Source organism: Paenibacillus swuensis (assembly GCF_001644605.1).
Lineage (GTDB): Bacteria > Bacillota > Bacilli > Paenibacillales > DY6 > Paenibacillus_N > Paenibacillus_N swuensis.
This window is the reverse complement of the sequence record NZ_CP011388.1, coordinates 4,060,647-4,074,847: the sequence shown is the minus strand read 5'-3', so window position 1 is coordinate 4,074,847 and position 14,201 is coordinate 4,060,647. Positions and strand designations below refer to the sequence as shown.

Sequence of the window (14,201 nt, the reverse complement as noted above, 5' to 3'; positions counted from 1 at the left end):
CTGAATGCCGTAAATACTTATGGCATGGGCTTCCGCAGGAGGATGCAGCAAATATGGGAAAATCGCGATGGATGTGGGGCCTGGTAGGCATCATTTCACTTTTATCCACACTTATTTTTATATTCGGTTTTGGGTACGCAGTCAAAGATATACTAAATCCGACAGCCGTATCCGTGGGTGATGGTCCTGAATTAAATGTACTTGAGGAACCTTTGGTAACAAAAGAAGAGATTCATATTGTCGCGCTCGGCGATTCTTTAACTCGTGGCACCGGGGATGAAACGGGCAAAGGTTATGTGGGGCATCTGTTGGAGAAGTTAGCCAAAGCTTCGGGAAAAAAGGTGAAGCTGGTTGGGAACTTGGCAGTTAACGGCTATCGAAGCGATCAGTTACTCTATGACCTGCATAACAAAAAAGGTGAAGCCTACGCGCTAAAGCAAGCCAATCTTGTGTTGCTGACGATCGGAGGCAATGATTTGTCCTATGCGGCATTGGAGCAAAGCGGAGGAGGTAATAACCTTAATGAAGTGTCCGATATTGATCCCAAAAAGCTGGAGAAGCAACTTAAGGAACCGAAAGAGAATGTGAAAAAAATTATTGAAAAAATCGGCAAAATCAATCCGCGGGCGAAGATTGTTTACATCGGACTTTATAACCCTTATTACGAGGCGGACGAGAGCAAACGCAGCTCGCTTGTTATTCAGCAATGGAACAGCGGAGTATTTGAAACGCTGAATCAGTTCCCTAATATGACATTAGTGCCTACCCAAGATTTATTTGAAGGTCAACCCACTGAATATTTAGCAGGAGATCAATTTCATCCGAACGGGGCCGGCTACGAGCGAATAGCGGATCGTGTAGTTCAGGCACTCGAATAAGCGAACCAAAGGAGGTTTAACAGATGAGAAATCAACGTCAGGCATCGAGTGCTCCTCTCGCTGATGTTACTGAGTCAACGGCAACAGCAGAGCCCGTTCTGGAGGTACGAAATGTGGTGAAACGCATAGGCGGGAAGACGATCATTAAAGGCATTTCTTTTGACGTCAGGGAAGGTGAGATTTTCGGGTTTCTGGGTCCTAACGGCTCAGGTAAGACGACAACGATCCGTATGCTGGTAGATTTGATCAAACCCAGTGAGGGCGAAGTTTACATTTGTGGTCATGATGTTCAGAAGGAGCCCGAGAAAGCATTAACCCATGTGGGTTGTATCGTAGAGAATCCTGAAATGTATCCATACCTTACCGGTTGGGAGAATTTAGCACATTTTGCGGATATGCAGCCAGGTATCTCACAAGCTAGAATACAGGAAGTTGTAGATATTGTCGGAATGGACCAACGTATTCATGATAAAGTAAAAACCTATTCTCTGGGTATGCGCCAAAGGCTAGGGATCGCGCAAGCCTTATTGGGCCGACCGAAGTTGCTGATCCTGGATGAGCCTACCAACGGGTTGGATCCCAAGGGAATTAAAGAGCTGCGTCAATTTATACGCAAACTTGCGGATGAAGGCATGAGCTTGTTTATATCCAGCCACCTATTGAGTGAAATTCAACTGATGTGTGACCGCGTGGCCATTATCTCCAAGGGTGAAGTGATTGCCGTCGGCGAAGTGGAAACGCTGATTCAAGGCGCCGAAACCTATGTGGTGTGGGATATCGATCCTGCTGGTGAAGGCAGATATATTCTGGAGCAGACGCCTGGTGTTCAATTTGTGCCAGACCATCATCCGATGATGGATGAAGCTGTTCTCGCGGGTAAACAAGGCATGATTACACAAATGAACCCGGAACTGATACCTGAAATCAACGATGCCCTGGTGAAATCCGGAATTCGTGTGGGTTCCATTCAGCTGATTCATCCATCACTTGAAGAATTATTCCTGCAATTGACGGAGAGTGAGGGTATTGCATAACATGATGGTTGCTTTAGTTCGGAATGAAGTTATCAAAATGCTCAAAAAAAAGCGGATCCTGGTCATTGTTTTGATCCTTGGTGTATTGATCCCAATCTTCACATATGCTAGGATGGTTGTCGCGCAGAATGCGCTTGAGAAAATCGGATCGGATTGGCGATTGGAGATTCAACAGCAAATTACAGATTATCAAAATACGTTAAGCAGCAACAGAACGCCCGAAGAGTTTAAAAAATGGCGCAGAGTAGCCGTTCAGCAGCTGCAATATTACCTTGATCATGATGTAAATCCCAATTCGCCGAACGGTGTAACGTTTGCCCGCGAATTTATGAGTAATTCGGTCACCCTCTTCTTCCCCTTATTGGTCATGGCTGTCGCTTCGGATATCGTGTCCTCCGAACGTTCGGGAGGGACCATCAAGATGCTGCTGACCCGTCCTGTTCGACGGTGGAAGATTCTGACTTCCAAGTTGATCGCAACGACATTGTTTATTTCTTTGATTGTCACCATTGCCGCGGTTATGAGTTATGTGATTTCCGGTGCGGTATTTGGATATAAAGGATGGACCGAGCCTGTGTTTACCGGGTTCCAGACCGTCGGCGCATCGGTGGATACGGCCAATGTCCATGCGGTACCCCAATGGCTTTACATGATCATGCAATCCGGTTTAATATGGTTCTCGGCCTTGTCGGTAGGGTGTCTTGCGTTAATGGTTTCCGTATTGGTTCGCAGTACGGCTGCGAGCATAGTCACCATGATGGCGGTGATCATTGCGGGAACGATTTTGACCAATATGGCTTCGGCCTGGACCAGCGCTAAATATTTATTTATGGTCAATTTAAACCTGGCCAATTACTTGCAGGGTTCACCGCCGCCGATTGAAGGGATGAACCTGATGTTTTCCGTCACGGTACTGTCTGTATGGTCTGTCGCGGCATTGGTGATTGCGTACCGCGTATTTACCAAGCAGGATATACTGAACTAATCTGGGTACAACCGTTCGCAAAAGAATAAGTGCAACTTTAAAAAACCATGTTATAATGATGAAGTTTATAATGAGCCTAAAGGAGGCGCTTGGATGGTCGAGCACATGGACTTGTTTACAAACCAAACGCCACAGCAAAAAACCGACTACGATGCGGATGATATCCAGGTCCTTGAAGGTTTAACAGCGGTACGCAAACGTCCGGGAATGTATATAGGCAGTACCAGTACATCCGGTTTGCACCACTTGTTGTGGGAGATTGTCGATAATGCGGTGGATGAACACTTAGCCAAACATGGTTCCCGCATAGATGTCACTATACATAAAGATCAATCCGTTACCGTCACGGATAACGGCCGCGGAATTCCTACAGGTATGCACAAAACCGGGATTCCAACCCCTCAGGTTGTCTTTACCATCCTGCATGCGGGCGGGAAATTCGGAGGATCGGGATATAAGAAATCCGGAGGATTGCACGGGGTAGGCGCATCCGTCACGAACGCGTTGTCGGAATGGCTTCAAGTTGAAATATACCGGGATGGTAAAATTCATAAGCAGCGCTTCGAATACTGGGTAGATGATGCCGGTAAAGAACATGTCGGAGAACCGGTCACAGGACTTGAGATAGCCGGTAATACGAATAAGACCGGTACGAAAGTTACGTTTAAACCCGATATTCGCGTATTTCAAGGCGGAATCACAATGAACTACGACACGTTGTATGAACGCTTGCAAGAGCTCGCATTTCTGAATTCGGGTCTTCTGATTAACTTGAAAGACGAACGTTCGGACAAGGCAGAGACGTTTAAATATGACGGCGGAGCACGCCATTTCGTTCAGTATTTAAACGAAGATAAAGCGGTGTTGCATGAAGTCATTCATTTTCATTCGGAGAAAGACGATATTGAGGCTGAAGTAGCACTGCAATATAACGACGGCTATACTGAGACGATCGCTTCTTTCGTGAACTCGATCCCCACCCGTGGCGGCGGTACGCATGAAACGGGTTTTAAGATTGCATATACCCGGATCATGAATGAATACGCGAGAAAGACGGGGCTTCTTAAAGAGAAAGATAAAAATCTGGACGGCGGCGATTTACGCGAAGGGATGATGGCGGTTATTAACGTCAAGATGTCCGAAGTGGAATTCGTCGGACAGACGAAGGACCAATTGGGCAGCGCGGCCGCGAGAAGCGCTGTGGACTCCATTGTAACCGACCGGATGTCGGTATTTCTGGAAGAGAATCCGCAGGTGGCCCAGACGTTGGTAAAGAAAGCCGTGCAAGCCTCCAGAGCAAGAGAAGCGGCTCGTAAAGCGCGGGAAGAAGTGCGAACCGGCAAGAAAGGCAAGAGTGAAAGTTCTAATCTTGGCGGCAAACTGACTCCGGCGCAATCCAAGGACCGGACTAAGAACGAACTGTTCATCGTTGAGGGTGATTCAGCGGGAGGATCGGCTAAGCAAGGCCGGGATTCCAAGCATCAGGCGATTCTGCCGTTGAAGGGGAAACCGATGAATCCCGAAAAAGCAAAGTTGCCGGACATCTTGAAGAATGAAGAATATCGCGCAATCATTACCGCAATCGGCGCAGGCGTCGGTTCTGAATTTGAAGTGGAAGAAAGCAATTATTCCAAAATCATCATAATGACAGACGCGGACACGGACGGTGCGCATATTCAGGTACTGCTCCTTACTTTCTTCTACAGATATATGAAGCCTCTGCTGGATGCCGGTAAAATTTATATCGCACAGCCGCCTTTATACAAAATGACAAAAAAAGCAGGCAAAAATAGCGTAATGAAGTATGCTTTCACGGATGATCAATTGAAAGAGTACTCTAAGGAAATGGGTAAGAACATTGAACTTCAGCGCTATAAGGGCTTAGGGGAAATGAATCCTGACCAGCTATGGGAAACGACTATGGATCCTGAAACGCGTATTTTACTTCATGTGCAGATTGAAGATGCGGCTAAAGCGGAGAGAAGAGTATCTACCCTGATGGGGGATAAAGTAGATCCGCGGAAACGTTGGATTATCGAGAATGTAGATTTTACCGAATATGTAGAATAGAAACGTATAGAAGGTGAAAGCATGGACGTGCTGGAGAATTTTCTTCCCGCCTATTTAGAAGAAGTCGTAGGGGACCGATTCGGCCGCTACTCCAAATATATTATTCAAGACCGTGCCATTCCTGACGTTCGGGACGGACTTAAACCGGTGCAACGGCGTATCTTGTACGCTATGTACGATGCCGGGAATACACCGGACAAGCCTTACCGTAAATCGGCGAAGACGGTCGGTGACGTAATGGGTAACTACCATCCTCACGGGGATGCGTCCATTTACGAAGGTATGGTGCGTATGGCCCAATATTGGAAGATGGGTCATATGCTGGTAGACGGTCACGGAAACTGGGGCTCCATGGATGATGATCCCGCTGCCGCTATGCGTTATACTGAGGCGCGGTTGTCTCCGATCGCGCTTGAATTGTTACGGGATATCGAGAAACGGACTGTGTTGTTTAAGGATAATTTCGATAATACAACCAAAGAACCTGTCGTCTTGCCTTCCAGATACCCGAATTTACTCGTAAACGGTGTTAGCGGAATTTCTTCGGGTTTCGCTACTGAAATTCCTCCGCATAATCTTCGAGAAGTCATTGATGCATGTATCCGTCTTATGGAACAGCCTAATCTAACCGTCGAAGACATCATGCATATTGTCAAAGGTCCGGATTTCCCGATCGGCGGTATCATTATGGGAGAAGACGGTATTCGAGATGCCTATAAGACGGGTAAAGGCCGAATTTATATCCGCTCCAAAACCGAGATTGAAGAGCTAAGGGGCGGTAAGCAACAGATCGTGATTACCGAATTGCCTTATCAGATCGTGAAGTCCCGCTTGGTTACAGCCATGGAAAACATTCGCTTGGAGAAGAAGGTTGAAGGGGTAGCAGAAGTTCGGGATGAGAGTGGACGGAACGGTCTGCGCATTGTGGTTGAACTCAAGAAAGATGCCGATGCCCAGGGTATTCTGGCGTACTTCTTGAAGAAAACAGATCTTCAGGTGACGTATAACTTCAACATGGTCGCGATTGTAAATAAAACGCCGATGCAGCTTGGCCTATTAGAGATGTTGAAGGCTTATATCGAGCATCAGAAGGAAGTAGTCACTTTCCGCTCCCAGTATGATTTGGAGAAGGCTGAAGATCGCGCGCATGTGCTCGAAGGCTTAGTTAAAGCGCTTGATATATTGGATGCGGTCATTGAAACCATCAGAGCATCCAAGAACCGAGCGGATGCTCAGAACAATCTGGTTCAACAGTTCCAATTCTCCGAGCGTCAAGCCGACTCTATTCTGACATTGCAATTGTATCGCCTGACGAACCTGGAAATTACCTCGCTAGAGAAGGAACTTAAAGAAGCGAATAAGTTAATTGCTTACCTAAGAGGCATCTTATCCAGCGAGAAGAAGCTGATCGCGGTCATTAAAGAGGAGCTCGGTGAAGTTCGCGCGAAATACGGAGTAGACCGCCGATCTGTTATTCAGGGACAAGTTGAAGAAATTAAGCTGAATCCTGAAGTTACATTTACCCCGGAAGACGTTTATGTGACTCTTTCCAAAGAGGGTTATGTTAAACGGACAAGCTTGTTATCCTTTACTCGTTCCGGCGGTGAGATTGAAAGCACAGGACTAAAAGAGGGCGACAGTCTCAAGTATCACCGAGAAGTGAACACCATTGAGAAACTGCTGATTTTCACGCAGAAGGGACAGTATTTCCTGTTGCCGGTTCATATGATACCGGAGTACAAGTGGAAAGAAACCGGTACGGCCATCGTTAATATTATTCCGATCGCCAAGGAAGACCGTATTGTTTCCGTGATTCCTGTGAAGGATTTCGAACAGCCTGAACGATGCTTGGTGTTTATTACGAAGCGAGGTCAAGTGAAACGCACGGAACTTAAAGAATACTTCACAACTCGTTCCAACGGTATTGTTGCTTGTAAAGTTGGCGAAGGGGATGAAATTATCCGCGTCATGCTGAGTGATTCCATTAATGATCTGTTGATCGCCACCCGTTCAGGCATGAGCATCCGGTTCCATGAAGCCGAAGTGAATCCGATGGGCCGTGTCTCCGGCGGTGTACGAGGCATTCAATTAAAGGAAGACGATGAAGTGATTGCGGCGGAGTGGGTAGCAGGCGATGAAGGTGAAATTATGGTTGTTTCCGATACGGGTTATGCCAAACGATCGTTCTTGTTTGATTATCCGATTCAAGGACGCGGGGGTAAAGGAATCATTACCTTCGAATTCAAGGAAGGCAAGCGCGTAAAATCGAACGGGATATCCCTAATCGGTATGTTCGCATGCAAAGAAGCAATGAACGTAACGTTGCTGACCAATACAGGTAAACAAGTTTCATTCTCAACCGATCAATCTCCAATTGAAGATCGTAAATCTTTCGGAAAGTCGATGGTTTCGTTGGAGAAATCAGAGAAAGTGCTAGAAATCATGGCGGTTAGACCTACCTAATCCAAGAAAACCGAGTAGTGAGTTAAAGAAAGACCCGCGGATAAAAATCGCTTTAATAAGTGATTACCTCTCCGGGTCTTTTTTTATGTTGTCGAAATCGGGTTATCCTTTAGTTTAGATTGTAGATTGTTGTCTAAACGCTCACTATATTAGCGATTAATGTCTTAAACTATTAATTGTATTAAGCTTTAAGGAAGTGGTATAATTTAGTAAATGTAAGGGGTTTCGAAAAACAGTCGGAGGTGTCAAATGTTCTCGAAAGAGTTTGCCAAGCACTGGTTTAAATTATCTAAAGACCTAAAAACACATATGGAAAATCAACTCGCTCCTTCTATTACGGAGGGCCAGCTTCATGTATTGGAATATTTGATTACAAAGCCTAGTGTTAAGCCATCGGACTTAATTCATCACCTTGCGACTACACCTGCCGCGATCACGACCATCTTGGATCGCATGGAAAAGAATGATTTGATACGCAGGGAAAGAGATGCTAACGATCGAAGAATTGTATGGATTCATGTAACACCCAAGGGGGAAAGTGAAACCCGCCGGGGGATGGAAATCCGGGACAAGTTTATTGAGTCTTACCTGAACCGGATTTCGTCACACAACCAGCAGTTGCTTATTTATTTATTGGGAAAAGTCTCGAATTTATAAATATCCGGTTTCCATAGTCGCCAAGGATGTTCTTGAGGGGGGTATGACCGGTGTACAAGCTGTTCCTTCGTTACCGGATGAGGGAATGAGAGCAAGGTGGACCACAATGCGATTTGTTGACCTGGTTTATTGACGCTTGCTCCGTATTTCTGATCTCCGTACAAAGGACAACCGAGGGCTGCCATCTGAACGCGAATCTGATGTGGACGACCTGTGTGCAGCGTAATTTTTACTAAACTAAACCCATCAGAAACCCCGAGTACCATGTAGTCCAACACCGCCACTTTGGCGCCTTCAGTTCCTGCAGGTACCACTTTAACTGTATTAACAGAAGTGTCCTTTAGTAAGCTGTGTGTTACTTTCAATTGGGTTTGTTGGGGGAGTAGCCCGTGCACAACCGCTACATATTCTTTGTGCAGGACACGTGTGCGGACCTGGTCGGAAAGCCGCGAAGCGGCTTTGGAGGTTTTGGCAAATACCATAACGCCGCCGACGGGGCGGTCCAACCGTTGAACCAAGCCCAGATATACATTTCCGGGCTTATCATAACGAATCTTCAAATCTTGCTTCAACAACCGCAACATATCCAGATCGCCTGAATCATCTTCCTGGGAAGGTATATTCACAGGTTTATCCACGACCAATACATGATTGTCTTCATAGATCACCTGAATGTGCGGTGAGGTTCCTGACATCGTTAAGCCTCCCAACGGGAAAGGATTCCGCAAGGCAACATCAATCCCGACTTCGTAATAGGCAAGCCGATCTCACCGCTGGTAATGGTTCCGCCCCATTTTTGCTTCAAGGTTATATTCATAATGTTTTTTAATACGGTCGGCGAGATGCCTGTTGTATAGGAATTAATCAGGAAGAACAGGGGATTGTCAGAGAGAATGCTCAGGCATGACTCTACGAACGGATACAAGCTGGTTTCAAGTTTCCATGTTTCTCCGTTTGGTCCGCGTCCGTATGAAGGAGGATCCATGATGATGGCATCATACTTACTGCCGCGTCTTTGTTCACGTTGCACGAACTTAAATACATCATCCGTGATGTAACGTACCGGTCTGCTTTCCAATCCAGATAGCTGCACATTCTCCTTCGCCCATTGCACCATGCCTTTGGCGGCATCCACATGGCAAACCTCGGCACCGGCATAAGCGGAAGCTACAGTCGCCCCACCTGTATATGCGAACAAGTTCAATACTTTAATCGGACGTCCCGCGCTTTGAATCTTGTCGATCATCCATTGCCAGTTTACAGCTTGTTCAGGGAACAGCCCTGTATGTTTAAAGTTAGTAGGTTTTATATGAAAGGAAAGTTCTTTATAAGATATTTTCCATCGTTCAGGCAGTGTTTTATTATAATCCCATTGTCCGCCGCCCGAAGAACTACGGTGATAGTGAGCATCCGCTGCCTTCCAATGTTGACGTTCCTGACTAATCGGCCAGATGATTTGAGGGTCGGGTCTGCGAAGAATAATATCGCCCCATCGCTCGAGTTTGTCACCGTCACCTGTGTCTAACAATTCATAATCGATCCAATCTTTAGCTGCAAACATACGGTATGTACCTGCTTCCTTGAGATGATTTCTATCTATTTTACAACACCTTCGGGCTACTTATCCAGTTTTGTGCCTTAAGTTGCGCCAGTGAGGAATATGAACTGGATATATTTACCGAAAACGAATATAATATTTCCCAAATACATATGTATCATTGATTCATTCATAGATGAACAAGTACCTGCGGTGATAACTGATTCGGAAGAGGGAAGCGCATGGCATTCAATAACAACACCCTTACGGCATGTTTACTTGAACAAATCTCGGATGCGGTTATTTCGATAAACAAAAAGGGGAGAATTGATTATATATCCTCCTCATGCAAGCAATTGTTCTGCGATTTTCCTTTAACACATCATGGAATGCTTAAATCGATCGTTAAAGAAGACCGCTCCCGTGTAACAAGAGCTGTGAGGGAACTGTCTCTTGTAAACAAGCATACCGTGGTTCAATTTCAATTGGAGCCGATCTCATCGAATCAAGAAGCTCGTTGGATGGAGGCATCTTTGAACGCGGTGTTTGAAGAGTCCAACCAATTAGAAAGGGTGGTGGCCGTAGTCCGTGACATCACCACTCGCAAGAAAATTGAAAATGAATGGACACACTTGGCGTTACATGACGTTCTGACGGATTTGCCGAACCGCAGGCTCTTTGATGAAAGGGCCGCTCAAGCGATAGCTCTAGCCAAACGCAAAGAACACCTGGTGAGCGTGATTTATATGGATTGCGATAATTTTAAACTCGTAAATGATTCCATGGGTCATGATATCGGTGATGAGCTGCTTAAAGCTTTCACAGAGCGGGTGCGGCATTGTATACGAGAAACGGACACCCTTGCCAGGGTGGGCGGAGATGAATTTATTATTTTGCTTACAGAAATGGATTCCTTGGAAGCTGTGGATCTTGTTGTACAGAGAATCGTACACTCCTTGCGGGATGCTTGGAGCATAGACGGCGCGCAGATTAGCCTTACTCCAAGCATTGGCATCGCCGTGTTTCCCCACCACGGGAAGGAAGCGAAGGCGTTAATCAAACACGCGGATATAGCTATGTATCGGTCGAAGCAGAGAGGCGGAAACCAGTATCATTATTATTCTCCGATTGTGGTATAATTGCCGATTGGGGAGGTGCTTCTAATGAATATATCTATGACTTGCGAGTGCGGAAACACAACCGGATTCTTCTCTGCCGGAGAGGAAACCGAAGATCGCGCGGAATGGGTCGAAATCGAAGATGACGACCGTTTCAAATTAACAACGGACGCCAGAGGGCTGAAGGTGCAGTGCAAGTTTTGCTCTAGAATATATGTGATTGCCTCTACGGATCATCCGTAGAGGTTTTTTCTAGCTTTTTCCGGTTTTTTACCGGGTTAACAGTCCCCGGATTCGTTGTTCCATTTGCTGCAGAGGCAAGTCTTGAAATTCCTTGAAACCAAAACCTTCAAAAGCTATGGAACGTCCACTGACAATGGGATAGATCCCTTGCAGGATCCCGGCTATCGAGTAATAATTCGTACCGCTAATAGGCTTAAGAAAGACAATATAGTCCTCATTCTCCGCAAAAGCGCCGGGATAAATCAGGTTTAAGGGGTTGGTGGTGGCCGGTCTCGGAAATACGCCAGTATTGATTACGTTCACAACGGTAACGGATGTGCCTTTGTAAGATTTCAAAATCCGAAATTTTTGAACATAGTTAACAAGTTTACCACCCGGTACGTTCCGTAAAGTAGGATATTCCCGCAACCCTGGTTCAAACTTCCCGAGAGCGATAATAGCCGACTGTGCCTCCAGTTGGGAAGGTGTGGCGGCCTTGGCGTCATCTAGAATAACACTACCGGCTTCCTGGGGTGCTCCAGTAACGCTTGTTACAGTCAACATTAGCATGCTTACACCCAGAAATACCGTACACAGGGTTTGTTTCCATTTCGATTTCATAATTCACCTCTTCACAGTAGTCGCTATATTGTGAGAAGTTTCAATCCATTTTATACCACCAACATAGTGAAAAAAGAAAACCCGCCGAACGAATTCGACGGGAAGAGGTTAATTAACTGAAATTTCATCAGCGAAAGATTGAGTGTTATTCACGCCAACGCCAATGTAACCTGAAGTGTGCGAAGCATCTGACAACTGGTTAAACAAAGTGGTTACCGTACTGCCCCTAGTACCTTTTACTGTAATTGTACCTGAACTGTACAGTACTTCAATAACAGGCCAATCCCAGTTTTTAATGGTATAGTTTCCAGCGTACGTGGCGATTGTGGTTACCGTGCCGCCTACGACTTTTTTCAATGAGACCGTGTTGGTCGTGCCCCCGCCAAACTCTACATAATACGTATTATTTGCATCTGTAAAGTTAAAGTAAACTCTTGTTTTGCCGTTATTGTCAGCTGCGTCGGTTTGAAGCGCCACTTTATAACTATAATTACCTGAATAGCTTGCTCCGGTATAATGGCCCCCAGCCGTACCTCCCCAGTTGGTCATTTTGAGCCGGGAGTATTCGATGATTGATCCGGTCAGTGACCAATTTTGAGCGGCGCCGTCGTCGAAATTTTCGGCATAAGGAATGATGGAGCCAGACCCCGTTGAACCGGCGTTGATCACCACTTCAACATCTTCCGCGAAAGACTGAGTTCCCTGAACACCCGTTCCCACTTTACCGGAAGTGCGGGCCGAATCCTGAATACGGTTAAACAAAGTTGTAGCCGTGCCGTTTCGATTCCCGGATACGCTAATGTAACCGCCGTTCTCATATTTCACTTCAATGACAGGATAGCTCCCGTTTTTAATTTCGTAGGAGCCGCTATAGGTTGCCAGCGTTGTTTCCGTTCCGTTAATTAACTTCTTCAATTCCACTGAGTTCGAAGTTCCGCCCCCGAATTGAACAAAGTAGGTGTTGGAAGCGTCTCCCCAGTTAAAATATACCTTGGTCTTGCCGTAGTTATCGGCTGAATCGGTTTGAAGCCTCACACGGTATACATAGTTGTTGCCAGTATTCGGTGCGGAGAATGTGCGGTTATTATAGATGCCTGATTCGGAACCTCCCCAATTCACCATCTTTAACCGGCCGTACTCAACGGAACTGCCGCTGCTGAGCACCCAGTTCTGAGCGGCTCCGTCATCGAAATTTTCCGTGTACCCGTCATATGTGCTCGTGTTCACAATGCTGCTGAAAGCGGATCGATTCGTGTTCGTGTCTTTAGCCCGAATTTTAAAGGAAAAAGTTGAATTGGGGGCAAGATTGTATGCGGTGAACGTTGTGTTTCCATAGGTGGAGCCTAGATAAGTGGTTCCGTTATAGATTTCGTATTCCATCACTCTAACGTTATCCGTCGAAGCCGTCCACGAAAGGGATACATTGCTTGTGGAACGACCTGTGACGGCTACATTCGTCGGTACGGTCGGAGCTGTCGTATCCATAGCCCCAAAGACGGGATCCGCCAATGCCGCGCGTCTTGTACCGCCGCCGCCGATGTTCCCCGATGTATTGTTATCAACGACATACAGACTCGTAATTAATTTATTAAAGTCATCGAAGTATTTCTTAGCTTCGCCTGAAGCCCCGGAACTTTGATTAAAGGAATATCCGTAATGTTCTTGAAATTCAAACATCGCTTCGTTGGAAAGGGAGAAGGCATAGGCATCCCAACCTGTGTCATCAGCAATATAGGCTCCGTAGTCTTGCAAGGCATGAAACAGCTTCTTGCCGGCCTCTGTTTGCAGTCCCAAGCTTGATTCCGTTTCTGTCGGGTGCAAAGCCATGAGTGCTCCCATCTCAATACGCGGATTTGCTCCAAAATAAGTGTTGGCTGATTTCGCGTCCGACCGGTCCGCAGGCCAGCGGTAACCTTTCGTGGCGTCCGCCGCGTTGTAGTGCAAATAATTTCCCCATACGTTAAGCTTCAATGCATGCTTGATGGGGGTAGTTCCTGTCAGTTCACCGTGGCGTATCGAGCCGCCGATCGCTGAAAGGCCAGAACCCCAATGCGTGCCGCCAATGCCCGGTCCTTGTATATCCAGATCCTCTTGCCAGCGGTAACCGAATACATTTCCACCTGCTGTACAACGGGTAAGCGGTTCTAACTGAATCAGATACCTTCCGTCAGGCTTCAGAAAAGCGGCCACATTATTCGGAGTTTCATATACACCGCCGGTAGTGATGGCATCCGGAACTATAAAGTCATCCGGGATATTAATAGTGCCTTGGGGAGTGGAAGTGTCACTGCAGCGGCTGGTCCAATTCGGAACGCCGTATATATTGCGCACCGGGTCGCTTGCTGAAGTTTTGACATGAAATTCAGGATCCGCATGAACGTAAGAGCCTACAGGGAAATGCCCTTTGGATTGATAATCAGCGCCGGAACCTAGCGGTAAATTCCATATACTGCCCTGTGCAAATGGTTGGAGCCATGGATCCCTCGCTGCTTGTACGGGTTCCGCGGAAACAGTCAATAGACCGAGAGTGCATAATCCTCCGACTGTTACTGACCAGAACTTTTTAGAAATCATCATAATTTCATCCTTTCAGATTTGGTTTAGCGCTTCCATTAT

At 46.4% G+C, this 14,201-nt stretch carries 12 protein-coding genes; 8 read left to right on the top strand and 4 right to left on the bottom strand.

Annotated features, from left to right (window positions below):
- Window positions 1–53 precede the first annotated feature (53 nt).
- The 6 genes from SY83_RS18200 (at window position 54) to SY83_RS18175 (ending at window position 8,087) form a co-directional block, all read left to right on the top strand.
- Entirely contained in the window at window positions 54–878 is an 825-nt protein-coding gene (locus SY83_RS18200) for a GDSL-type esterase/lipase family protein (protein ID WP_068609112.1), read from the top strand.
- Window positions 879–901: 23 nt separating this feature from the next.
- Window positions 902–1,912: an ABC transporter ATP-binding protein gene (locus SY83_RS18195; protein WP_082882608.1), complete on the top strand. Its 1,011-nt coding sequence runs from the start codon at window positions 902–904 to the stop codon at window positions 1,910–1,912.
- Window position 1,913: 1 nt separating this feature from the next.
- Window positions 1,914–2,897, top strand: a complete 984-nt coding sequence (locus tag SY83_RS18190) for an ABC transporter permease (protein WP_068611186.1) — start codon at window positions 1,914–1,916, stop codon at window positions 2,895–2,897.
- 93 nt (window positions 2,898–2,990) lie between these two features.
- Window positions 2,991–4,967: a DNA topoisomerase IV subunit B gene (parE, locus tag SY83_RS18185; RefSeq protein ID WP_068609110.1), complete on the top strand. Its 1,977-nt coding sequence runs from the start codon at window positions 2,991–2,993 to the stop codon at window positions 4,965–4,967.
- A gap of 21 nt (window positions 4,968–4,988) precedes the next feature.
- Window positions 4,989–7,430 carry a DNA gyrase subunit A gene (gyrA, locus tag SY83_RS18180; RefSeq protein WP_068609108.1) on the top strand — a complete coding sequence of 814 codons (2,442 nt, stop codon included), beginning with the start codon at window positions 4,989–4,991 and terminating at the stop codon, window positions 7,428–7,430.
- A 249-nt stretch (window positions 7,431–7,679) separates the two neighbouring features.
- Window positions 7,680–8,087, top strand: a complete 408-nt coding sequence (locus SY83_RS18175; protein WP_068609106.1) for a MarR family winged helix-turn-helix transcriptional regulator — start codon at window positions 7,680–7,682, stop codon at window positions 8,085–8,087.
- Here the strand turns inward: SY83_RS18175 and SY83_RS18170 are convergent.
- The gene (locus tag SY83_RS18170; protein ID WP_068609104.1) at window positions 8,057–8,782 is read right to left on the bottom strand and encodes an RluA family pseudouridine synthase; all 726 of its coding nucleotides are present in this window, start codon (window positions 8,780–8,782) and stop codon (window positions 8,057–8,059) included. The two genes, SY83_RS18175 and SY83_RS18170, sit on opposite strands and share 31 nt — an antisense overlap.
- Before the next feature lie 2 nt (window positions 8,783–8,784).
- A complete protein-coding gene (locus SY83_RS18165; protein ID WP_068609102.1) occupies window positions 8,785–9,648 on the bottom strand; it encodes a class I SAM-dependent methyltransferase in 864 nt (287 codons plus the stop codon).
- Window positions 9,649–9,866: 218 nt separating this feature from the next.
- On the opposite strand from SY83_RS18165, the gene SY83_RS18160 reads away from it, so the two are divergent.
- Window positions 9,867–10,763: a sensor domain-containing diguanylate cyclase gene (locus SY83_RS18160; RefSeq protein ID WP_068609100.1), complete on the top strand. Its 897-nt coding sequence runs from the start codon at window positions 9,867–9,869 to the stop codon at window positions 10,761–10,763.
- Window positions 10,764–10,787: 24 nt separating this feature from the next.
- Complete coding sequence (locus tag SY83_RS18155) at window positions 10,788–10,985, top strand: hypothetical protein (protein WP_068609098.1); 198 nt, start codon at window positions 10,788–10,790, stop codon at window positions 10,983–10,985.
- Window positions 10,986–11,012: 27 nt separating this feature from the next.
- Here SY83_RS18155 and SY83_RS18150 read toward each other — a convergent pair whose 3' ends face one another.
- Window positions 11,013–11,585, bottom strand: coding sequence for a hypothetical protein (locus tag SY83_RS18150; RefSeq protein ID WP_068609096.1), 573 nt, complete (start codon window positions 11,583–11,585; stop codon window positions 11,013–11,015).
- A 108-nt stretch (window positions 11,586–11,693) separates the two neighbouring features.
- Window positions 11,694–14,162 carry a fibronectin type III domain-containing protein gene (locus tag SY83_RS23140; RefSeq protein ID WP_157279887.1) on the bottom strand — a complete coding sequence of 823 codons (2,469 nt, stop codon included), beginning with the start codon at window positions 14,160–14,162 and terminating at the stop codon, window positions 11,694–11,696.
- Window positions 14,163–14,201 lie beyond the last annotated feature (39 nt).

Excerpts from the sequence above, each read along its gene's own strand:
- SY83_RS18200 (WP_068609112.1), top strand. The coding sequence starts at position 54 with ATGGGAAAATCGCGATGGATGTGGGGCCTGGTAGGCATCATTTCACTT.
- SY83_RS18195 (WP_082882608.1), top strand. The coding sequence starts at position 902 with ATGAGAAATCAACGTCAGGCATCGAGTGCTCCTCTCGCTGATGTTACT.
- SY83_RS18190 (WP_068611186.1), top strand. The coding sequence starts at position 1,914 with ATGATGGTTGCTTTAGTTCGGAATGAAGTTATCAAAATGCTCAAAAAA.
- parE (WP_068609110.1), top strand. The coding sequence starts at position 2,991 with ATGGTCGAGCACATGGACTTGTTTACAAACCAAACGCCACAGCAAAAA.
- gyrA (WP_068609108.1), top strand. The coding sequence starts at position 4,989 with ATGGACGTGCTGGAGAATTTTCTTCCCGCCTATTTAGAAGAAGTCGTA.
- SY83_RS18175 (WP_068609106.1), top strand. The coding sequence starts at position 7,680 with ATGTTCTCGAAAGAGTTTGCCAAGCACTGGTTTAAATTATCTAAAGAC.
- SY83_RS18170 (WP_068609104.1), bottom strand. The coding sequence starts at position 8,782 with ATGTCAGGAACCTCACCGCACATTCAGGTGATCTATGAAGACAATCAT.
- SY83_RS18165 (WP_068609102.1), bottom strand. The coding sequence starts at position 9,648 with ATGTTTGCAGCTAAAGATTGGATCGATTATGAATTGTTAGACACAGGT.
- SY83_RS18160 (WP_068609100.1), top strand. The coding sequence starts at position 9,867 with ATGGCATTCAATAACAACACCCTTACGGCATGTTTACTTGAACAAATC.
- SY83_RS18155 (WP_068609098.1), top strand. The coding sequence starts at position 10,788 with ATGAATATATCTATGACTTGCGAGTGCGGAAACACAACCGGATTCTTC.
- SY83_RS18150 (WP_068609096.1), bottom strand. The coding sequence starts at position 11,585 with ATGAAATCGAAATGGAAACAAACCCTGTGTACGGTATTTCTGGGTGTA.
- SY83_RS23140 (WP_157279887.1), bottom strand. The coding sequence starts at position 14,162 with ATGATGATTTCTAAAAAGTTCTGGTCAGTAACAGTCGGAGGATTATGC.